Genomic DNA, 20,219 nt, shown 5'->3' with positions numbered 1-20,219 from the left:
GTCCAGAGTTCGCCGCATGAAGGGTCACGCTAGAAGATCGCCGTCCACCTCGCAGATCGGTGGGAGTTCACCCCTCCAGGACGACGCCGTTCTCCTGCGCCAGGATCGCCGCCTGCACCCGCGACCGCAGCCCCAGTTTCGTCAGCACCCGGGAGACGTGCGTCTTCACCGTCGTCTCGCCGATGTGCAGCCGCGTGCCGATCTGCGCGTTGGACAGGCCGCCGCCCAGGCACGCCAGCACTTCGCGTTCGCGTTCGGTCAGGTCTTCGAGCCCCGCGGGGACGACGGAAGGTTCACGGGTCCCCGCGGCGAAGGCGGCGATCAGCTTCCGCGTGACCTGCGGCGCGAGCACGCCTTCGCCCGCCGCCACCAGCTTCACCGCCTCGATCAGCCGCGACGCTTCCACCGACTTCAGCAGGAACCCGGCCGCGCCCGCCCGCAACGCGGCGTGGACGTACTCGTCGAGATCGAAGGTGGTGAGCACGAGGACCTCGCACAGCCCCTCCGCGGTCAGCTCCCGCGTGGCGGCGATGCCGTCGACCCCGGGCATCCGCACGTCCATCAGCACGACGTCCGGCTTCAGCGCCTTCGCCTGGCGGACGGCGATGGCGCCGTCCGCGGCCTCGCCGACCACCTCGATACCGTCGGCGTTGCCGAGGATCATCATCAGCCCGGCACGGATCGCGCCGTGGTCGTCGGCGACCAGCACCCTGATGTTCCCGTCGCTCAAGACCCCTCCAGAGGCAGTTCGGCGCGGACCAGCCAGCGGCCGCCGGACGGCCCGGCGGTGAAGGTGCCGCCCACCGCGGCGGCGCGTTCCCGCATGTTCAGCAGGCCGAGGCCGGTCCCGCCGTCGCCGGGGCGGCCCGGCTGAAGATCATTGCGCACCTCGACGGTGAGTATGCCGCCGCTCGACCGGATGTCGAGGACGGCCCGCCCGCCGGGAGCGTGTTTCATCGCGTTGGTCAGTGCTTCCTGCGCGATCCGGTACGCGGTCAGGTCGACCGCGGCGGGCAGGTCGGCGGACCGGTCCGGTACGGCACCGAGTTCGACCGCCAGCCCGCTCGCCCGCGCCGATTCGACCAGTTTGGACAGTTCGGCCAGCCGGGCGGGCGCGGTCGGCTCGATCTCGGTGTCCGCGCGCAGCAGCCCGATCATCGCGCGCATCTCCTCCAGCGCGCTGACACTGTTCTCCCGCACCGATTCCAGCACCTTCCTGGACAGCTTCGGGTCGGCGGTCGCCATCGACAGCGCGGCTTCGGACTGGATCGCGATCGCCGAGAGATGCCCGGCGATGACGTCGTGCAGATCCCGCGCCATCTTCGACCGTTCGCCCGCCACGGCGGCCTTCCGGTCCAATTCGCCGATCGTGGCCAGCTGGACCGCGTTCGCCCGCTCGTTGTGGGCGATGTCCCGCTGCTGACGGACGTTGGCCGCCCACCACACCGGGGTGACCAGGAACGGCAGGAACGCGAACGCGACGAGGATCGCCGTGCGCCACTGCGCGGAGAACAGGAGCGCCAGGCAGACCGCGGCGAGCGTCCCGACCGCGGCGACGCCGATCATCACCCGGCTGACCCGTCGTGAGCCGTACAGCGTCGTCGCGTAAAGGAAGTCGGTGAAGATGACGAAGATCGGCAGCGAGGGACCGAACGCGATGTCCACGCCGAGGACGGCGAGCCCGCACAACAGTCCTAAAGGGACCTTGCGGCGCAACACCTGCAGGAGGCACAACACGGTCAGCTCGGTCAGCCGGATCCACAGCGGCGTGTCGTCCTTGCCGTTGAGCAGCACGTGCATCCCACTGAGATAGACCAGCACACCCAGGACCCAGGTGCCGAAGGCGATGACGAGGTCCTGTTTCCATTCGGCGAGGTGGTTCAGGCGCGGGACGAACGTGGGCACCGTTCCATCCCAGCACACCGGCACCCGCCGCGGGGTCCTACGAACTGATGACGATGATCTCGTGCCGTTCGCCGACGCGGCCCCGCCCGCTCGCGAGACAGACTCGGCTCGTGAACGAGATCTGGGACTTCATCGAAAGAAACCCGATGGCGGCCGTGATCGCCGGCGGGGAGATCGGTTTCTGGGTCGCCATCCTCGCCGGCCTCGTGGCCCGCTATCCGCTCAAGCTCAAGCGCACCGGCGTCGCGTTGCTGCTCCTGACCCCGGTGATCGACATCGTCGTGCTGGTCGCGACGGTCATCGACCTGCGCAACGGGGCCACGGCGAACTTCGTGCACGGCATCGCCGCGGTGTACCTGGGCTTCAGCGTGGTGTTCGGGCATTCGATGATCAAGTGGGCCGACGTGCGGTTCGCGCACCGGTTCGCGGGCGGGCCGCCACCGCCGCCCAAGCCGAGGGGCCGGGACAAGCTGCGCGCCGAATGGCGTGACTGGTTCAAATGCGTGCTGGCCTGCGGGCTGGCCGCCGGGGTGCTGCTCCTGCTGATCGTCATGGTCGGCGGCACCGCACAGGTCGACCCGTTGTGGGGCTGGCTGCCACGGCTGGGGGTCGTGACCGCCATCTGGTTCGCCACCGGGCCGCTGTGGCAGGAGCTCTCACCCAAGGACCGGGTCGGGGAAGGGGCACGACGATGATCGAACTGCTGGGGATCCTGCTGCTGGTGCAGGGCGGTGGTGGACTGATCAACCGGTTGCTGGGGAGTGCGAACCCGAGCTGGTTCGTCCAGCTCCACCTTCTCCCGCCGGGGATGCACGTGGTGGCGAGCGCGCTGATGGTGGCCGCGGGCGTGGGGGTGCTGTTCGCCGAACGCGCCCGCAAGGGGCGCCGGTCAGAGTGAGACGAGCACCTGCAGGACCCCGAGGACGATGGTGACGACCGTCAGCACGACGGTCACCACGGTGAGCCGCGTGACCCGCGCGCTCACCGTGTTCTCGTAGGCGTACCTGGTCTCCTCGTCCATCGCCTCGGCCTGGCGGTCGAGCTGGGCGATGATCCGCTCCACGCCCATGCTGGTGACCAGCCGGCGCTCCAGGGAATCGATCTCCGGCGGCAGTACCGAATGGAGCATTTCGAGGATGTCGTCGAGCGAGCCGCGCAACAGCCGGGTGCGGCTCCCGGTCTGCTTCATCGACGCCAGCCACTGGTCGGCCAGCGCCATCCGGATGAGGACCCGTTCGAGGATGAAGAGCATCCCGTGGTCGAGCCCGCCGATCTCGCTGTCGATGCCGAAGTACGGATCGGCGTCGCCGAACGGGCCGCGCATCAGCTCGGCCTGGTGTTCGACGTACTCGGAATCCTTGCTGTTGAGGCAGACGATCCCACCCGCCATCGTGTACGCGGCGACGAAGGACCGCGTGCCCCACGACGGGCCGAGCGCGTCCCTGGCGACCTCGCGGGGCACGAACCGCCAGCCCTCGTCGCTGGTCGCCATCCCGTAGAACGGCCGGGGATCGGCGGCGACCCGCTGGGCGGGCGGATGCCCGTCGTGGGACCGCAGTTCGACGCACCAGCCCTTGCGGCCGAGCCCTTCGGTGAGGCCGCACCCCTTGGTCAAGTCCTCGAAGACGTGGGTGACGGCCTTGAGGAGCGAAGGGAAGGTCTTCTCGCCGTAGCGGCCATGCAGCCCTTTCTCCTCGTTCGACGTCTCCCGGCCCTGAAGGCTCTGCAGGATCGCGATGGCGAGGTCGAACTCGGCGGCGGGCCCGTCCGCCGCCGCTCCGGTGATCTTGGTGGCGAGGACCAGCGTCATCGCGTGATAGGCGGGATGCCAGGTGACGACGAGTTCACACGGCAGGCCGGTCTCGCCGACGCGGATCGCGAGCGTGCGTTTGCGCAGCACCCGTCTTCGGGGCGGTGTCGTGTAACTGGCCAGGAAATTCTCCGCCGCCGTCCACTCGTCGCCGAGTTTGCCGTCGAGGTGGGCCAGCAGGCCGCGGTCCCGTCCGCCGTCCAGCACCTTCCCGGCCTCCCGCTCCGACAGCGGGACCGCCCACGCGAAGGTGAGGAGCACCGCGGTCATCGGCGGCGCAGCACCGTGATCAGGTCCCGGCCGAGATGGCGGCGCAGCGGGCCGGAGGCGTTGACGAGTTCGTCGCGGTCGATGTGCTCGTCGGCCGGGCCGAGATCGTCGAGGACGTGGTACGTCCACTCCCACTCGGTGCGCCAGCCCGCTTCGGCCGCGTCGGCGGCGATCTCCGCCGGGTCCAGATGGCGCACCGGGAGCGCCGGGCCGCCGTCGTGCAGTGCTTGGTCGAACTCTTCGCGCGATACCCGGCGTGAGCGGACTTCGTCGCCCGCTTCGACGCTGTCGAGGCTGAACGCGCCCTGCCCGACCGGTGACCGGCTGTACGCGAGGACCAGCACACCGCCGGGCGCGGTGATCCCCGCCAGCCGCCGCAGGATCGGTCCGACGTCCGGCGTCGGCACGTGCTGGATGACATGACTGCACATCACGAGGTCGTACGGGCCGCCGTCCAAATCCGTGATCGGCGAGACGGCGAAGGAGAACTCGGTGTCCTCGACGACGGTCTCGCGTGCCTTGGCCAGCCTGTCCGGGTCGGGATCCGTGGCGGTGACGTCGGCGGAGAACCGGGCGAGCCAGGGGAGAAGGCGGCCTTCGCCGCAGCCGGCGTCGAGCGCCTTGACCCGCTCGCGTGGGGCGAGGATCTCGGTGAGCCGTTCGGCGACCTTCCCGAGCGCGCGGTCCTCGCTGGCCGTCCAGTAGCCGTCGTAGGGTTCGTGCCGTCGGATGAAGACACCGGTGACGTGGTCGCCGGCGTCCGGGTAGCGGTAGCCCTCGGTCAGCACAGTCGCGAATATAGCCCGGATTCGCGGTTTCTCCGGTGCTCCGCGCGGGATTACCATGAGTCATGGCCATCGGGCCTGTCGCGCTGTACGCCGTGGTCGCCGTGGCGCCTTCGGTTCTTTTCTGGTGCGCGCTGAAAGTGCCGGCCGGGCTGCGGTGGTGGCGCGGCCGCCGCCGACCCGAACTCCCGGCCGGGCCGCCCATCGAGAAACTCGCCGCCGATCTCCGCCGGGTGCACCGGCAGCTGGCGGAGCTTCCGTCCGGCGCCTCCGCCGTCCGCCGGTACGGCACCAGGCAGGCGTACGACGCGCTGCTCGTCCAGGCCTGCCGGGAGGTCGAGGTGGAGCACCGGCTGGCCGAACTGCCGGAGGGTTTCGACCGGGAGATCGAACGGCTGCGCGTCGAGGAATCCCTGGCCGAGCGCGGGCTTTCCGTGTCCTGACGCGGGTTTGTATCGAAAGTATGCGCGCGGCCGGAAGGCTCGCGGGCATGAAGAGGCTGGGACTTCTCGCTTCACTCCTGCTGGTGTTCGCGTTCATCCCGGGCGTGGCCTCCGCCGCGGCCGCCTTCCCGAAGATGGACGCGGCCACGGTCGACGGTTTCCGCTGGACGTCCGGTTCGAGCTTCGGCACCTACGGCGCCCGGATCGCCGCGCTGGAGAACCACCTCCCGGCACGCGGGCTGCCGGAGATCCTGTCGTCGGCGAACCGGAAGGCGCGGCCGCTGTGCCACGCCACGTATCTCGCGTCGGCGCTGAACCCGGCGGGATTCTGCTGGGAAGACGCCAACGACGACAAGACCAACGACTGGATCCCGCAGGGACTGACCGGTTCCGGTGACGCGGACGCGGCGACCGGGAAGGTCGGCGGCAAACGGGTGGTGGCGACGTCGTGGCACACGCCCGGCGACACCATGGTCCGTCTGTCCTTTGTAGACGCTACCGGGCTGGGCTACCGGCACGTACTGCTCGTCGAACCGACGTCGAACGACAACTTCGCCGTCGTGCAAGGACACGGTCACGGGATGACCTGGATCGGGAACCGGCTGTTCGTCGCGACCACCGGGGGTGTGGTGCGGGTCTTCGACACCACGCACTTCTGGAAGGTCGACGACAGCTCCGGCGTCGTCGGCAAGGGTCCGGACGGCAAGTACCACGCGGCGTTCTACGACTACGCGATGCCGCAGATCGGCGCCTACTGGTACCCCGGCGGCGGTGCCTGCACCAACGCGCCCGGGATCCGGCCGTGTCTCGCGACGATGTCGTTCGACCACGGTGACGGCTCGATCGTGACCGCGGAGCACATCCCGAACGCGGCGGGCGGCCGGGTGCTGCGGTGGCCGTTCGACCGCGCGACCGGGCTGCCCAAGGTGTCGGCCGACGGCACCGTGCACGCGAAGGAAGGCTTCGTGTCGCCGGTGTGGGGCATGCAGGGAGCGGTGGCGCGCAACGGATATTTCGTGCTGACCGGTGTGTGCCCCGAGTACGCCGGGGTGGCGGGCGACCATCCTTCGTGCCTGCACGGCGGGGTCGGCGGTACCTCGACGTCGCGGCTGAGCGGGCGGGCGCCGGTGAACTCACAGAACCTGTCGTACTGGCCGGCGACGGGGGAGCTGTGGCTGATGAACGAACAGCTCCGGGAGCGGGTGACCGTCCACGTCCCGTGGACCACCTTGACCGGCCGCCCCTGAGCCCGGACCTCACGGGGTGAAGTCCCAGCGCGTGGCGCCATGGGGTTCGGCACCCGCCACGCCGATGGCCCGGCGCAGGGCCAGGCGGTACAGATACCAGGGCGGGGCGCCCGCGCTGGGCGCGCTGAACGGAGCGGTGAGCGCGTCGCCCTCCACCGTCGCGGGCCAGCCGCCCGTCCGGTAGACCGCCGCGACGCGTTCCAGCGTCGCCGGATCGGTGACCCGGTGCGCCTCGCCCTCCATCGTGAGGTCGATTCCCCGCAGCCGCACCGAAACGGCGCACGCCGGGTTCGCGGCCAGGTTGCGGGACCGGCGGGTGCCCGGCCCGCCTTTGAAGTACAGGACGTCGTCCACCCAGACGGCGCCGACGCCCGCCGAATGCGGACGCCCGTCGGGACGCACGGTGGTCACGAAGAAGGTCAGGTCGGCGGTCGGGGTGTCCTCGTCGAGGACGTCCCGCGCGCGGCTCCAGGGGAGTTCCGCGGCTCCGTAGCGGTCGAGGTTCTTGGTGGCGTGAGGTTTCGTCATACCCACGCGTCGAACGGGCGGGCCGCGATTCGACACCGGACGCGAAAAACCCCGCCACCGAAAACGGTGACGGGGTCTTCCGTGAACCCTGGGCTCAGTCCAGGTAGTCGCGCAGCACCTGCGAACGCGACGGGTGACGCAGCTTCGACATCGTCTTCGACTCGATCTGCCGGATGCGCTCACGGGTCACCCCGTACACCTGGCCGATCTCGTCGAGCGTGCGCGGCTGGCCGTCGGTGAGGCCGAACCGCAGCCGCACCACTCCCGCCTCACGTTCGGACAGCGTCTGCAGCACCGACTGGAGCTGGTCCTGCAGCAGCGTGAACGACACCGCGTCGACCGCGACGACGGCCTCGGAGTCTTCGATGAAGTCACCGAGCTGCGAGTCGCCCTCGTCGCCGATGGTCTGGTCGAGCGAGATCGGCTCGCGGGCGTACTGCTGGATCTCGAGGACCTTCTCCGGGGAGATGTCCATTTCCTTCGCGAGCTCTTCGGGGGTGGGCTCGCGACCGAGGTCCTGCAGCAGTTCACGCTGTATGCGGCCGAGCTTGTTGATGACCTCGACCATGTGCACCGGGATACGGATGGTGCGGGCCTGGTCGGCCATCGCGCGGGTGATCGCCTGACGGATCCACCAGGTGGCGTACGTGGAGAACTTGTAGCCCTTGGTGTAGTCGAACTTCTCGACCGCGCGGATCAGACCGAGGTTGCCCTCCTGGATCAGGTCCAGGAACGCCATGCCGCGGCCGGTGTAGCGCTTGGCCAGCGAGACCACGAGCCGGAGGTTCGCCTCCAGGAGGTGGTTCTTCGCCCGCTCACCGTCGCGCACGATCCACTTGAGGTCGCGCCGCATCTGGGTGACGAGCTTCTCGCCCTCCTCCTCGGCGTTGCGGACGCGCTCGGCGGCGTAGAGCCCGGCCTCGATGCGCTTGGCGAGCTCCACCTCCTCCTCGGCGTTCAGCAGGGCGACCTTGCCGATCTGCTTGAGGTACGCGCGGACCGAGTCGGCCGAAGCGGTGAGCTCGGCGTCCTTGCGGGCCTGGCGCAGCGCCTCGGACTCTTCCTCGTCCCAGACGAAGTCCGGGTTGTCGGAAGACTTGCCGGCGTTCTTGTCGGTCGACGTGCGGCGCCCGCGGGCGGGCGTCTCTTCGACGTCCTCCTCGGATTCCGCGTCCTCGTCCGTCTCCTCGGTGACGGAAGCGTCGACGACATCCACCTCGACCTCTTCGAGGTCGGACAGATCCGGGGTCTCGAGGTCGGCCTCGTCGAGGTCGCCGGGACCGTCTTCCGGGTCGCCGTCTTCGGTCTTCGCACTCTTGGTGCTGGGTTTCTTGGCCGGAGCCTTCTTCGCCGGGGCCTTCTTCGCGCCGGCCGCCTTGGCGGCGGTCTTGCGCGCCGCGGGCTTCGCCGCGTCGGTGGCTGCCTCGTCGGCCGGCTCGCCGGCTGCGGTCGCTGTCTTCGTCCCGCTTCGGGTTGCGGTTCTTGCGGCTGCCACTTACGCCCTTTCGCAGCGGTCGATCATGACGAGCCGAGGCGTGATGGTCTCGGCTGCCTCAAACTTCGGGGAACACCCCTCGGCCTGCGGTTTCCCTCGTTCTCGTGAGTGCCGCCGCCGGGGGCCGTGTTCCATTGTAACGACGATACGTGACAGCGTCGCGGCGCGGACCACCGACCGGCGGGCGCGACACGCCGTGCGACGCGCCGAAGTGACATCCGCGGGGTGGATGTCAGCGCGGTCGGGTCAGTGCTCGATGCCCTCCGCCGCGGCGGCCGCCGCGCCGACGATGCCCGCGTTGTTCTGCAACGACGCGACGATGACCGGCGTGCGGATGTCCAGCAGCGGGACCCATTTGTGCGACTTCTTGCTGACCCCGCCGCCGACGATGAACAGGTCCGGCCAGATCAGGTTTTCCAGCACGGAGAGATACCTGTTCACCCGTTCCGCCCATTCGGGATACGACAGCTCCTCGTTGTCCTTCACCGACGCCGCGGCCTTCTTCTCCGCGTCGAAGCCGTCGACCTCGATGTGGCCGAACTCGGTGTTGGGCACGAGCTTGCCGTCCTGGAAGACCGCGCTGCCGATGCCGGTGCCGAAGGTCAGCAGCGCCGTCACGCCGCGCCGGGCCACGGGGTCGCCCCAGCGGATCTCGGCCATGCCGGCGGCGTCCGCGTCGTTGAGCATCGCGATGTCGTCCACGCCGCGGCCGAGCCGCTTGGCGAACAGGGCGTCGGCGTCGGTGCCGATCCACTTGCGGTCGATGTTGGCCGCGGTGTGCGCGACCCCCTTCTTGACCACCGCGGGCAGCGTGACTCCCACCGGGCCGTCCCAGCCCGCCTGGCCGGTGATCTCGGCGACGACGTCCGCCACCGCCTCCGGGGTCGACGGCTTCGGCGTGTCGATGCGGATCCGGTCGCCGATCAGCTGTCCCTGCGCCAAGTCCACCAGCGCGCCCTTGATCCCGCTGCCGCCGATGTCGATACCGAACCCTCGGGTCGCCTCCACCACGGACGTGGTCCCTTCTCGCACGATTCAGAAGCCTGCCTCGGAGACTTTAACCGGATGTGGTGACATGGCGGACGTGGGAGTTGACGAGACGTTGCTGAAGGGTGTCGCCGAGCGTGTCGCGGGCGAGGCCGCCGAACTGGTCCACGAGGCCTGGACCGGGATGAACGCGGGCCGCGAGGTGCGCGTGGACACCAAATCCGCCGACACCGACGTGGTGACCGCCGTGGACCACGAGTCGGAACGGCTGGTGCGCGCCCGGCTCGCCGAACTGCGCCCGGACGACGCCGTGCTCGGCGAGGAGGGCGGCGGTATCGCCGGTGACGGCGTGACGTGGGTGGTCGACCCGATCGACGGGACGGTGAACTTCCTCTACGGACTGCCCTGGTTCGCCGTGTCGGTGGCCGCGCAGGTCGGCGGGGTGTCGGTGGCGGGCGCCGTCGTCGAACCGGTCAGCGGGCGCCGCTGGACCGCCGCGCGCGGGCAGGGCGCGTTCCTCGACGGGCGGCCGCTGTCGGTCAACGCCCCTTCCCGGCTGGACTTGACGCTCGTCGGCACCGGATTCGCCTACAAGGTGGAACGGCGGACGAAGCAGGCCCGGTTCGTCGCGGAACTGGCGACGCGGGTGCGGGACGTCCGGCGCAACGGGGCCGCCTCGCTCGACCTGTGCGCCGTCGCGGCGGGCTGGCTGGACGCGTACGTCGAACACGGCCTCGGGCACTGGGACTGGGCCGCCGGCGCGCTCATCGCGGCCGAGGCGGGCGCTCGGGTGTCGTTGCCGGGGGAGGACACGGAGCTGGGGCCGGACGCGACGTTCGCGGTGGCGCCGTCGATCGCGGCGCCGTTGCGTGAGGCGCTCATCGACTCGGGCGTGGGCACGATCTGAATGCCATGAAAGGTCCTTTCCTTGCAAATTTTGCAAGGAAAGGACCTTTCATAGCGCTTGAGAGACTCTCAGCAGGGGGCTTCGCGGGCGGCCTTCAGCAGCGCCTGGTCGATCACCGGGGCACCGCCGCCCGCGGACTGCTCACCGCCACCGCTGCCCTGCTGCGCCTTCGACCATTTCGTGAGCTGGTCGAGGACCTGGCGCGCCTCCGCCTTCGGGCGGATGTCGCCGAGCAGGGTGCCGGTGGTGAGCGTGACGGAAGCGTCCTTGCGGTTGTCCTTGACCAGTTCGGCGCACGGGACCACCAGGCTCAGCGTGCGGGCCGCGGCGGCGCCGTTCTCGCCGAAGCGGATCTGGCCGCGGCATTTGGCTTCCGCGTTCTTGTAGGCCGGGTCGACGTCCGGCTCGACGATCTGCGAGAAACCGAGTTCCCGGAGCGTGCTGGTGACGATGCCGCCCTGGCCGCGCACCTGGGATCCGTTGAGCACCTGGACGGCGACCTTGTCCGGCGGGACCGGCGCGCGGTCGTCGAGACCGTTGTGGGCCAGCGGCGTGTAGGTGACACCCTGCTGCGGCACGGGCGGCGGATCGCAGCGGACCCTGGCGTCGATGTCGGATTTGCTCGCGACGACGTTCACCCAGACGATCACCGCGCCGAGCGCCATCACCCCGATGACGATGAGCGCGGGCAGCGGATTGTGCTTGCGATACGGCCTCGCCCCGCGGTCCCCGATGCCGTTCCCCGACGCCACCTGCCAGTCCCTTCCCCAAAGCCCGGATCCCCGGACGGTGCTTCAACTCACCATCGTGTCCGATCAGCCTATGCGTTGCGGCGCGGGTGATCGGCGCGGGCCTCCGGATAGCACCACGCGATGGCCACTCCGGGCAAGCAGCCGGGCCCAAGGGGTGAGGTACCCGACGCGGGGGCAACCCATTCGGACGACAGGCGTCTTGACAGCAGGGTTCCCCCTGTTGGGTGACGTAATCGCAGCAATGTCTGACTCGTTGCAGAGCCGGTATCGACGTGAGCTACCCTTCGCGGGCTCAGGCGGCAGTAAGAGGCGCAAAAGAGAGACCTCGCTCACTGCCCAGCCGGGCACAAACAGGGGCGCTGGGACGTTAACCAGCGGCACGAAGGACTCACGAGCCGCGCGCTCGCGGGTCCGGGCCATCTGACATCGAAAGCATCGCAGGGGTGAGGGACTAATGGCGACCGACTACGACGCTCCGCGCCGCAGCGAAGCCGACGAGCTGGCCGAAGACTCGTTGGAAGAGCTGAAGGCAAGGCGTAACGAAAACCAGTCCGGCGTCGTGGACGTCGACGAGGACGCGACCGCCGAGAACTTCGAGCTGCCGGGCGCGGACCTCTCCGGACTTTCCGGGGAGGACCTGACCGTCAAGGTCGTGCCCAAGCAGGCCGACGAGTTCACCTGCTCCGTCTGCTTCCTGGTGCACCACCGCAGCAGGCTGGCGGAGGAGAGTGGCGGACGGCTCATCTGCCGCGACTGCGCCTGAGCCTACGGGCACAGGGGACGGCGCGACAGGGGCTTCGGGGACTGAAACAGGAACAAAGGGGGCCGACCGGATGGTCGGCCCCCTTTCCTATGCCTGGGGCTTCGAGGCGGGCTGGCGGAGCAGCGCGGCCACCTTCTCCGGATGCCGGGTGCTGAACAGCCAGTACGGCGTCGGGTCGTCGGGGTCGGTGAGCCAGACCCGCACGACCGGGCCGACCCAGCCCCGGTGCAGCACGAACGCCGCCGGATCGGCGTCGCGGCCGAGTGCCTTGCGCTTGGCTTCCTTGTCGATGACGTCGACGTCGCCGACGAACTTGAGCGGCAGATGCGCGTCGCGCAGCCACAGCTCCGGCTCGGCGCCACCGGTCACCCGGACGCGGGACCGGCCGAGCGAGATCATCAGCGCGATCACCGCGGGGATCAGCACCACGTACGGCAGCCATCCGCGGAGGCCCGGATAGCCCATGTCGATCTCCGCCGCCAGCAGCCCGCCGCCCAGCAGCGGCAACGGCCAGCCCCACCACGGGACATAGAGCCGCTCTGAATGCTTGACGTCGCCGCCTTCGGCCGCGCTCACACTTTCAACCACCTCTTCAGGGTAGTCTCGCCGCCCGTGTCCACCGTTCAGGTACTGCTTTCCCGGATCGATCCTTCGGTCCCCCTCCCCGCCTACGCGCGCCCCGGCGACGCGGGCGCCGACCTCGTCACCACCTCGGATCTCGTGCTCGCGCCGGGTGAACGCGGCGTGGTCGGCACGGGCGTCGCGATCGCGCTGCCGCCCGGGTACGCGGGCTTCGTCCACCCCCGCTCGGGTCTCGCCGCCCGCGTCGGCCTCTCGGTCGTCAACACCCCCGGCACGATCGACTCCGGGTACCGCGGTGAGATCCGCGTCTGCCTGATCAACCATGATCTCTCCGAGAAGGTCGTGCTCACCCGCGGCGACCGGATCGCGCAGCTGGTCGTGCAACGGGTCGAACAGGCCGAGTTCGTCGAGGTCGCCGAGCTCGAGCCGTCCGAGCGCGGCGAGGGAGGGTATGGCTCCACGGGCGGACACGCCACACTGGGAGCCGGAGCCAGGGAAGGAACGGAGAACTAGTGGGGATTTTCGGACGCAAGCGCGCGAAGCCGACCGGACGGCACGCCGCGCCCGAGGTCGACGAGCGTCCAGTTGCCGACGACGCCGACGAAGAGATCGAGTCGCAGCTGTCGGAGACCTCCGACGGCCCCTTCGACCTCGCCGACGCGCCCGAGGACGGCATCCCGAGGATCGACCTCGGCTCGGTGAAGGTGCCGGTGCCCGACGGTTCCCAGGTCCAGGTCGAGATGGACCCGGAGAGCGGCGGAGTCCGCGCGGTGCACGTCGTCACCGAACAGGGCCAGATCACCGTCAGCGGCTACGCGGCACCGCGGTCCGGCGGCCTGTGGAAGGACGTCAGCACCGAGCTCACCGAGCAGCTGCGGGCCGACGGCGCCAAGGTCTCGGTCGGCATGGGGGAGTGGGGGCTGGAGCTGTCGGCGATCGTCGGCGACGTCGCGCTGCGGTTCGTCGGGGTCGACGGCCCGCGCTGGATGCTCCGCGGCGTCATCGCCGGTCCGCAGTCGCAGGCGTCCCAGGCGCCGGCCGTGCTGCGGGAGATCGTGCGGCACACCATCGTCGACCGCGGTGACGCGCCGATGCCGGTCCGCACCCCGCTGACCATCACGCTGCCCGACGCCGTCGCGCAGCACATCGCCGAACAGCAGGGCTAGCGGGCTTTCAACCAGGCCAGCAGGGTCGCCCGGCCCAGTGACTCCCGGTCCGCGCCGAGTGCGGTGAGCGTCGACTCGCCGACCTCGGCGCGCGGCAGGGCGTCCGCCCAGGCGCGGGCGACCTCCGCCGGATGGATCGGATCGTCCACGCACGCGCCGATCCCCGCCGGCACGTCGAGGCCCTTGAGGTCTTCGAGCGACGGCGCGGGATGGGCCGCCGCCGTGCGCAGACTCGCCGCCAGTCCGTCGCCGTGCCGCCGCCACGCGCGGCCGAGTTCCGCCGCGAGCCACTCCGGGACGCCGTCGGAGGATTTCGCCAGCGCGCCGCCGACGCCGTTTTCGGCCACCAGATCCGCTGACAGCCGCGCGGCGAGCGACGCGGGTGCTCGCCCGGCCGGGCCGTTCCAGGCCGGGAGCGCGGCCAGCAGGCCGGTGCAGCGGCCCGGATTCCGCGCCGCCCACTCCGCCGAGAGGTGCGCGCCGAACGAAATGCCGCCGACGAGCAGCGGACCGTGCTCGTCGGCGAGCCTGTCCAGCTCCTCGAGATAGCCCTCCGCGAGCCTCTCGCCAGGGGGCGGGGGAGGGGCGAGCAACCGGATGCCGAGTGCCCGCAGCGGACCGGCGAACACGGCGCGCACGAACACTTCGTCGGACCCGGTGCCGGGGAGTACTACTGCCGTCGTAGGCGGAATAGCGGAGGTCACGTTGCGATCTTCTCCCAAACCCGTTGTCCTGGTCCGAGCACAGTTACGCTGGATTACGCACGGGCCGTTCAAGTCGGGGGCCCCGGAGCACAGGAGCACCGTTATGTCCGCCAAAGACGGCGGCTACTTCAGCCGGCTGGTCCGCAAGCTGACCAGCGACGTCGAGGATCTCGACGCCGACGATCTGTCCGAAAAATCCGAGGCCGGCGGAGCGCAGCGCGCCTGCGACTGCCGGTCGGGTCAAGAGGTGACGGTGCTCGGCAGACTCCGCAGTGTGGAACTCTGCCCGACCAACGAGGCGGCGACCCTGCAGGCCGAGCTGTTCGACGGCACACAGGGTGTGACGCTAATCTGGCTCGGACGCCGCCGGATCCCCGGGATCGAACCCGGGCGAACCATCAAGGTGCGCGGCCGGATGGCCGAACGTGATGGTCAGAAGGTGCTTTACAACCCCTATTACGAACTTCAGAGCCCTGTGAGTTGATCCCGCATCGTGACTGAACCCGTCGGCGGCGAAGAGAAGACCGAAGACAAGAAGCCCCAGCCCACCCTGCTGGAACAGATGGGCGGGCTGTCCGGACTGTTCTATTCCTCGCTGCCGGTCATCGTGTTCGTGATCGCGAACGCGATCTTCGGGCTCACGGTGGGGATCTGGGCCGCGGTGGGCAGCGCGGTGGCGATCACCGTGCTGCGCGTCGTCCGCAAGGAGCCGTTGCAGCCCGCGATCTCCGGGTTCTTCGGCGTCGCGATCGCGGCGTTCATCGCCTACCGGACCGGTTCGGCCAAGGGCTTCTTCCTGTTCGGCATCTGGACGAGCCTGGTCTACTGCGGCGTCTTCGTGCTGTCGATCCTCGTCCGCTGGCCGCTCGCCGGCGTGGTGTGGAACGCGCTCAACGGCAGCGGCCACGCGTGGCGCAAGGACAAGAAGTCGCTGATCTCCTACTCGATCGCGACCGCCGCGATGGCGCTGATCTTCGGCGCCCGGTTCGTCGTGCAGCGCTGGCTCTACGACGAGGACTACACCGGCTGGCTGGCCTTCGCGAAGATCGCGATGGGCTACCCGCTGTACGCGCTCGGCCTGCTCACCGTCGTCTGGGCGGTGCGGCGGTCGGACAAGCACCTCAAGGCGCAGGCCGAAGAGGCCCCGCGCGAGGAGACCGACGAAGAGGTCGAGGCCCGCCTGCGCGCGAAGTACGCGCAGGCGCCCGCCGTCGACAACTAATATCCCAGCGCGGTCCGGATCTCCGGTTCGACGTCCGACGTCGCCACGAACAGCAGCTCGTCACCCGGCTCCAGCGGGTCCTCCGGCTGCGGCACGATCACCCGGTCGCCGCGCAGGATCGTCACCAGCGCCGCGTCCCGCGGCAGGTTGATCTCGCTGACCGCCTTGCCCGCGAGCGGCGTCTCCTCCGGGAGGGTGAGTTCGACGAGGTTCGCCTGGCTCTGCCGGAACGTCATCAGCCGCACCAGATCGCCGACGCTCACCGCCTCCTCGACCATCGCCGCGAGCATCCGCGGGGTCGAGACGGCGACGTCGACGCCCCAGGCGTCGTTGAACAGCCATTCGTTGGCCGGGTTGTTGACCCGCGCCACCACCCGGCGCACCGCGAACTCGGTCTTCGCCAGCAGCGACACCACGAGGTTCGCCTTGTCGTCGCCCGTCGCGGCGATCACGACGTCGCACTCCTCGATCCCGGACTCCTCGAGGATCGAGACCTCGCACGCGTCGCCCAGCACCCAGTCCGCCTGTTCGACGGTGTGCGGCTCGAACTGGTCGGCCTCGCGTTCGATGAGCATCACCTGGTGGCGCCCGTCGATCAGCTCCGCGGCGATCGACCGGCCGACCGCGCCGGCCCCGGCAATCGCGACCCGCATCAGTTCTCCTCTTCCGGTTCGCGAGCGGCGACGCTGGTCACGTCGCTGACAGTGCCTGATTTCGCGGCGACGTACACGACGTCGTCCGCCTGGATCACGGCCTTGGTGTCGGGCAGGACGGCGGTGCCGAACCGCATGATGAACGCGACCCGCGCGCCGGTGGTGTCCTGCAGGTCGCGCACGCTGTGCCCGACCCAGCCCTCGTTCAGCGGCAGCTGCAGCAGCGCCACGCTGCCCGACGGGTCCCGCCATTCCGAGGCGACGCCGTCGGGGAGCAGGGTGCGCAGGAACCGGTCGGTCGTCCAGGGCACGGTCGCCACGGTCGGGATGCCGAGCCGTTCGTAGACCGCCGCGCGTTTGTGGTCGTAGATCCTGGCGACGACCTTGTCGATGCCGAAGTTCTCCCTGGCCACCCGCGCCGAGATGATGTTGGAGTTGTCGCCGCTGGACACCGCCGCGAAAGCCCCCGCGCGTTCGATCCCGGCCTCGATCAGCACCTGCCGGTCGAAACCGACGCCGACCACCTGCTGACCGTGGAAATCACTGCCGAGCCGCCGGAACGCCTGCTGGGTCTTGTCGATGATGGCGACTTCGTGCCCCAGCCGCTCCAGCGCCGCGGCCAGGGATGCGCCTACCCGGCCGCATCCCATGATCACCACGTGCACGCCCTGCCTCCTTCGTCGTCGGACGTTCACCCGTCCGCAGGTACCCAGACATACCAGCGCCGAACCTACCGTGAGCACCGCCCGTTACGCTTCTGCGGTGTCGAAGTTCCCGACCGTATTGAAGCGGCTCGTCCTCGGACGTCCATTCCGGAGTGACCGCCTCTCGCATACGCTGCTGCCGAAGCGCATCGCGCTGCCGATTTTCGCGTCCGACGCGTTGTCGAGCGTCGCCTACGCGCCTGAGGAAATCTTTCTGACCCTCAGCGTCGCCGGTTTGTCGGCGTACGCGTTCGCGCCGTGGATCGGCGTCGCCGTCGCGCTCGTCATGCTGGTCGTGGTGGCGTCCTATCGGCAGAACGTGCACGCCTATCCCAGCGGCGGTGGTGACTACGAAGTCGCGAACACCAACCTGGGCGGCAAATTCGGCCTCACCGTCGCCAGCGCGCTGCTCGTCGACTACGTGCTCACCGTCGCGGTGTCGACGTCGTCCGGCGTGGCGAACATCGGGTCGGCCATTCCGTGGGTGGCGCAGCACAAGGTGATCGCCGCGGTCATCATCGTGGTGGTGCTGACCGCGCTGAATCTGCGCGGAGTGCGCGAATCGGGCAAAGCGTTCGCGATCCCGACCTACGGGTTCATCATCGGCATCCTCGGCATGGTGATCTGGGGCCTGATCGAAGCGGCCTCCGGCGCCGACATGCGGGCCGAGAGCGCGGACTTCCAGTTGCACGAAGAAGCCTCTTTGACCGGTTTCGCGTTCTTCTTCCTGCTGCTGCGCACGTTCTCCTCCGGTGCGGCGGCGCTGACCGGGGTCGAGGCGATCAGCAACGGGGTCCCGGCGTTCCAGAAGCCGAAATCGAAGAACGCCGCGACCACCCTGCTGATGATGGGCGTGCTCGCGGTGACGATGCTGGTCGGCATCATCACGCTGGCGATCATCACCGACGTCAAATTCGCCGAGCACCCGGAAACCCAGCTCACCGGCACCCCGGCCGGCTACGAGCAGAAGACGATCGTCGCGCAGATCGCGCAGGCGGTGTTCGCCGACTTCACCCCCGCGTTCTACTACATCTCCTTCGCCACCGGCATCATCCTGCTGCTGGCCGCGAACACCGCGTTCAACGGCTTCCCAGTGCTCGGTTCGATCCTCGCCCAGGACCGTTACCTGCCGCGTCAGCTGCACACCCGCGGCGACCGGCTGGCCTTCTCCAACGGCATCCTGTTCCTCGCCGCCTTCGCGCTGGTGCTGATCATCGCGTTCGACGCCGAGGTCACCAAGCTCATCCAGCTCTACATCGTGGGGGTGTTCGTCTCCTTCACGGTGAGCCAGGCGGGCATGATCCGGCACTGGAACCGGCTGCTGGCCAGGGAAACCGATCCCACGGTGCGGCGGCGGATGCGGCGTTCGCAGACGGTCAACGCGATCGGCCTCACCATGACGGGCACCGTGCTGATCATCGTGCTGGTGACGAAGTTCCTCCTCGGCGCCTGGATCGCGATCGCGGCCATGGTGGCGATCTACGTGCTGATGACCGCGATCCGGAAGCACTACGACCGGGTCGCCGAGGAATTGCGCGAGATGGACCGGAAACCGGCCGTATTGCCTTCGCGCAACCACGCGATCGTGCTGATTTCGAAACTGCACCTGCCGACCCTGCGCGCGGTCTCGTACGCCAAGGCGGTGCGGCCGGACGTCCTCGAGGCCGTGACGGTGAACGTCGACGACGTCGAGACCCGCAAACTCGTCCAGGAATGGGACGACCACAATTTCAAGGTGCCGCTGAAGGTGATCGAATCGCCGTACCGCGAGATCACGAAACCGGTGCTGGACTACGTGAAGCGCGTCCGCGGTGACAATCCGCGCAACGTGGTGACCGTGTTCATCCCCGAGTACGTGGTCGGGCACTGGTGGGAGCAGGTCCTGCACAACCAGAGCGCGCTGCGGCTGAAGGGACGTCTCCTGTTCCAGCCCGGCGTCATGGTGACCAGCGTGCCGTGGCAGCTCGAATCGTCGGAAAAGGCGATCAAACGCGACCGGAAGGCGCGTCCGGCGGCAGGCGACGTGCGCCGTGGGTTTTCCCCGGTCGTCAAGCAACCCGAGAAGAACAAGGAAAAAGCAGAATGAGTGTGGACGCGTCGACCGGCACCTGGCTCGGACGAACGATCGAGCTGGAGGTCGGCGCGGTCGCGCACGGCGGGCACTGCGTCGCCCGGACGGAGGGCCGGGTCGTGTTCGTCCGGCACGCGCTGCCCGGCGAGCGGGTCCTGGCCACGGTCACCGAGGACAAGGGCGGCTCGTTCTGCCGCGCCGACGCGATCGAGGTCCTCGAAGCATCCCCCGAACGCGTGGAGCCGCCGTGCCCGCTCGCGGCGCCGGGGGAGTGCGGCGGCTGCGACTGGCAGCACGCCACGCCCAAGCATCAGCGTGAACTCAAGGCCGCCGTGGTCATGGAGCAGCTGAAGCGGCTCGCCGGGATCGAGCGCGACGTCGTCGTCGAAGCGCTCGACGGTGGCCCGTTGGACTGGCGCAGCCGCGTGCGGCTCGTGGCGGGCAAGGACGGGAAGGCGGGCTTCCGGGCGCACCACAGTCACCGCGTGATCGCGATCGACGACTGCCCGATCACCGTGCCCGGCGCGCTCGACGACGTCGTGTCGCGCAACTGGCGGCCCGGCAGCGAAATCGAGGTCACCAAGGACGGCGAGGGGCAAGTGCACCTTCGCGACCTGTCCACGGTCCACGGGAAGACCCGGGCGCGGCAGCTGGCGGGCGGCATCGCCGTACAGCACGCCGCCGGCCGAGACTGGCGCCTGGACGCCCACGGCTTCTGGCAGGTCCACCCGGCCGCCGCGGACGCGCTCGCCGCCGTCGTCGCGGAATGGGCCGAGGCGCCGCGCGACGGCGTGGCCTGGGACCTGTACGCCGGCGTCGGCCTCTTCGCGTCCGTGCTCGCTTCGCAGGTCGGCCCGCGCGGACGGGTCCTGGCCATCGAATCCGGACGGCGTGCCGTGGCCGACGGCGAGGAGAACCTGGCCGACCTCCCTCAGGTCCGCTGGCGCTCCGGCCGCGTCGAACACCTGCTGGCCGATGCCCCCAAACCGGTGGACGTGGTCGTGCTCGACCCGCCGCGCAAGGGCGCGGGCAAGGCGGTCGTGGAGTCCATTGTGGAGGGCTCCCCGGACCGGATCGTCTACGTGGCGTGCGACCCGGCTGCCTTGGCGCGCGACATCGCGCTGTTCAAGGAACACGGATACGGGCTGGTGGATCTGCGCGCTTTCGACGCTTTCCCGATGACGCACCACGTCGAATGCGTTGCGTTGTTGCAATAATTCCGGAT

General features: G+C 69.5%; 24 protein-coding genes. 12 read left to right on the top strand and 12 right to left on the bottom strand.

Annotated features, from left to right (window positions below; all coding sequences use genetic code 11):
* Positions 1-67: 67 nt before the first annotated feature.
* Positions 68-730, bottom strand: a complete 663-nt coding sequence (locus tag AB8M46_RS29540) for a response regulator transcription factor (RefSeq protein ID WP_037343712.1) — start codon at positions 728-730, stop codon at positions 68-70.
* Positions 727-1,905: a sensor histidine kinase gene (locus tag AB8M46_RS29535; protein ID WP_125736489.1), complete on the bottom strand. Its 1,179-nt coding sequence runs from the start codon at positions 1,903-1,905 to the stop codon at positions 727-729. Before AB8M46_RS29535 ends, AB8M46_RS29540 begins: the two co-directional genes overlap by 4 nt.
* A 110-nt stretch (positions 1,906-2,015) precedes the next feature.
* On the opposite strand from AB8M46_RS29535, the gene AB8M46_RS29530 reads away from it, so the two are divergent.
* Together AB8M46_RS29530 and AB8M46_RS29525 are read left to right on the top strand one after the other, a co-directional pair.
* Entirely contained in the window at positions 2,016-2,600 is a 585-nt protein-coding gene (locus AB8M46_RS29530) for a hypothetical protein (protein WP_394362340.1), read from the top strand.
* Complete coding sequence (locus AB8M46_RS29525; RefSeq protein ID WP_394362339.1) at positions 2,597-2,803, top strand: hypothetical protein; 207 nt, start codon at positions 2,597-2,599, stop codon at positions 2,801-2,803. The genes AB8M46_RS29530 and AB8M46_RS29525 overlap by 4 nt, the downstream gene beginning before the upstream one ends.
* Here AB8M46_RS29525 and AB8M46_RS29520 read toward each other — a convergent pair.
* Positions 2,795-3,985 (bottom strand): hypothetical protein, encoded by a 1,191-nt coding sequence (locus tag AB8M46_RS29520; protein WP_037343721.1) that lies wholly within the window; start codon positions 3,983-3,985, stop codon positions 2,795-2,797. The genes AB8M46_RS29525 and AB8M46_RS29520 overlap by 9 nt on opposite strands.
* Positions 3,982-4,773, bottom strand: coding sequence for a class I SAM-dependent methyltransferase (locus AB8M46_RS29515; RefSeq protein WP_394362338.1), 792 nt, complete (start codon positions 4,771-4,773; stop codon positions 3,982-3,984). The genes AB8M46_RS29520 and AB8M46_RS29515 overlap by 4 nt, the downstream gene beginning before the upstream one ends.
* Before the next feature lie 62 nt (positions 4,774-4,835).
* Here AB8M46_RS29515 and AB8M46_RS29510 point away from each other — a divergent pair, with 62 nt between their 5' ends.
* Both AB8M46_RS29510 and AB8M46_RS29505 read left to right on the top strand, forming a co-directional pair.
* Positions 4,836-5,213 carry a hypothetical protein gene (locus AB8M46_RS29510; RefSeq protein ID WP_378413492.1) on the top strand — a complete coding sequence of 126 codons (378 nt, stop codon included), beginning with the start codon at positions 4,836-4,838 and terminating at the stop codon, positions 5,211-5,213.
* A gap of 47 nt (positions 5,214-5,260) precedes the next feature.
* Entirely contained in the window at positions 5,261-6,460 is a 1,200-nt protein-coding gene (locus tag AB8M46_RS29505; RefSeq protein WP_394362337.1) for a hypothetical protein, read from the top strand.
* Between the two features lie 9 nt (positions 6,461-6,469).
* Here AB8M46_RS29505 and AB8M46_RS29500 read toward each other — a convergent pair whose 3' ends face one another.
* The 3 genes from AB8M46_RS29500 to ppgK all read right to left on the bottom strand — a co-directional run bounded on the left by AB8M46_RS29500 (position 6,470) and on the right by ppgK (position 9,491).
* The gene (locus AB8M46_RS29500; protein ID WP_394362336.1) at positions 6,470-6,988 is read right to left on the bottom strand and encodes a pyridoxamine 5'-phosphate oxidase family protein; all 519 of its coding nucleotides are present in this window, start codon (positions 6,986-6,988) and stop codon (positions 6,470-6,472) included.
* 94 nt (positions 6,989-7,082) lie between these two features.
* Positions 7,083-8,483 carry an RNA polymerase sigma factor gene (locus tag AB8M46_RS29495; RefSeq protein ID WP_016332951.1) on the bottom strand — a complete coding sequence of 467 codons (1,401 nt, stop codon included), beginning with the start codon at positions 8,481-8,483 and terminating at the stop codon, positions 7,083-7,085.
* Positions 8,484-8,729: 246 nt separating this feature from the next.
* Complete coding sequence (ppgK, locus tag AB8M46_RS29490; RefSeq protein WP_037344485.1) at positions 8,730-9,491, bottom strand: polyphosphate--glucose phosphotransferase; 762 nt, start codon at positions 9,489-9,491, stop codon at positions 8,730-8,732.
* A gap of 67 nt (positions 9,492-9,558) precedes the next feature.
* Between ppgK and AB8M46_RS29485 the strand changes: the two genes are divergently transcribed.
* On the top strand, positions 9,559-10,377 hold the full coding sequence (locus AB8M46_RS29485; protein ID WP_394362335.1) for an inositol monophosphatase family protein: 819 nt from the start codon (positions 9,559-9,561) through the stop codon (positions 10,375-10,377).
* Between the two features lie 68 nt (positions 10,378-10,445).
* Here AB8M46_RS29485 and cei read toward each other — a convergent pair whose 3' ends face one another.
* The gene (gene cei / locus AB8M46_RS29480) at positions 10,446-11,129 is read right to left on the bottom strand and encodes an envelope integrity protein Cei (RefSeq protein WP_037343732.1); all 684 of its coding nucleotides are present in this window, start codon (positions 11,127-11,129) and stop codon (positions 10,446-10,448) included.
* 454 nt (positions 11,130-11,583) lie between these two features.
* On the opposite strand from cei, the gene AB8M46_RS29475 reads away from it, so the two are divergent.
* Entirely contained in the window at positions 11,584-11,892 is a 309-nt protein-coding gene (locus tag AB8M46_RS29475) for a DUF4193 domain-containing protein (RefSeq protein ID WP_005164528.1), read from the top strand.
* A gap of 87 nt (positions 11,893-11,979) precedes the next feature.
* On the opposite strand, the gene AB8M46_RS29470 is transcribed toward AB8M46_RS29475, so the two are convergent.
* Positions 11,980-12,480, bottom strand: coding sequence for a DUF3093 domain-containing protein (locus AB8M46_RS29470; RefSeq protein WP_052120910.1), 501 nt, complete (start codon positions 12,478-12,480; stop codon positions 11,980-11,982).
* A gap of 24 nt (positions 12,481-12,504) precedes the next feature.
* Between AB8M46_RS29470 and dut the strand changes: the two genes are divergently transcribed.
* Together dut and AB8M46_RS29460 are read left to right on the top strand one after the other, a co-directional pair.
* Complete coding sequence (dut, locus tag AB8M46_RS29465; RefSeq protein ID WP_007033571.1) at positions 12,505-12,987, top strand: dUTP diphosphatase; 483 nt, start codon at positions 12,505-12,507, stop codon at positions 12,985-12,987.
* A complete protein-coding gene (locus tag AB8M46_RS29460) occupies positions 12,987-13,640 on the top strand; it encodes a DUF3710 domain-containing protein (RefSeq protein ID WP_037343736.1) in 654 nt (217 codons plus the stop codon). The genes dut and AB8M46_RS29460 overlap by 1 nt, the downstream gene beginning before the upstream one ends.
* Here AB8M46_RS29460 and AB8M46_RS29455 read toward each other — a convergent pair.
* Positions 13,637-14,344 carry an alpha/beta fold hydrolase gene (locus AB8M46_RS29455; protein WP_394362334.1) on the bottom strand — a complete coding sequence of 236 codons (708 nt, stop codon included), beginning with the start codon at positions 14,342-14,344 and terminating at the stop codon, positions 13,637-13,639. The two genes, AB8M46_RS29460 and AB8M46_RS29455, sit on opposite strands and share 4 nt — an antisense overlap.
* Before the next feature lie 103 nt (positions 14,345-14,447).
* On the opposite strand from AB8M46_RS29455, the gene AB8M46_RS29450 reads away from it, so the two are divergent.
* On the top strand, positions 14,448-14,828 hold the full coding sequence (locus tag AB8M46_RS29450) for an OB-fold nucleic acid binding domain-containing protein (protein ID WP_034316985.1): 381 nt from the start codon (positions 14,448-14,450) through the stop codon (positions 14,826-14,828).
* Between the two features lie 9 nt (positions 14,829-14,837).
* Positions 14,838-15,566 carry a DUF3159 domain-containing protein gene (locus AB8M46_RS29445; RefSeq protein WP_394362333.1) on the top strand — a complete coding sequence of 243 codons (729 nt, stop codon included), beginning with the start codon at positions 14,838-14,840 and terminating at the stop codon, positions 15,564-15,566.
* On the opposite strand, the gene AB8M46_RS29440 is transcribed toward AB8M46_RS29445, so the two are convergent.
* Together AB8M46_RS29440 and AB8M46_RS29435 are read right to left on the bottom strand one after the other, a co-directional pair.
* Entirely contained in the window at positions 15,563-16,219 is a 657-nt protein-coding gene (locus AB8M46_RS29440) for a TrkA family potassium uptake protein (protein ID WP_016332961.1), read from the bottom strand. The genes AB8M46_RS29445 and AB8M46_RS29440 overlap by 4 nt on opposite strands.
* Positions 16,219-16,884 carry a TrkA family potassium uptake protein gene (locus tag AB8M46_RS29435; RefSeq protein WP_016332962.1) on the bottom strand — a complete coding sequence of 222 codons (666 nt, stop codon included), beginning with the start codon at positions 16,882-16,884 and terminating at the stop codon, positions 16,219-16,221. Before AB8M46_RS29435 ends, AB8M46_RS29440 begins: the two co-directional genes overlap by 1 nt.
* A gap of 97 nt (positions 16,885-16,981) precedes the next feature.
* On the opposite strand from AB8M46_RS29435, the gene AB8M46_RS29430 reads away from it, so the two are divergent.
* Together AB8M46_RS29430 and AB8M46_RS29425 are read left to right on the top strand one after the other, a co-directional pair.
* A complete protein-coding gene (locus tag AB8M46_RS29430) occupies positions 16,982-19,009 on the top strand; it encodes an APC family permease (protein ID WP_037343739.1) in 2,028 nt (675 codons plus the stop codon).
* Positions 19,006-20,211: a TRAM domain-containing protein gene (locus tag AB8M46_RS29425; RefSeq protein WP_350594297.1), complete on the top strand. Its 1,206-nt coding sequence runs from the start codon at positions 19,006-19,008 to the stop codon at positions 20,209-20,211. Before AB8M46_RS29430 ends, AB8M46_RS29425 begins: the two co-directional genes overlap by 4 nt.
* Positions 20,212-20,219: the final 8 nt, after the last annotated feature.

Source organism: Amycolatopsis sp. SB7-3 (genome assembly GCF_041021335.1).
In the GTDB taxonomy this organism is placed as follows: Bacteria; Actinomycetota; Actinomycetes; order Mycobacteriales; family Pseudonocardiaceae; genus Amycolatopsis; species Amycolatopsis japonica.
Note: the sequence above shows the minus strand (reverse complement) of the source record. Positions and strands in the feature narration are given on the sequence as shown.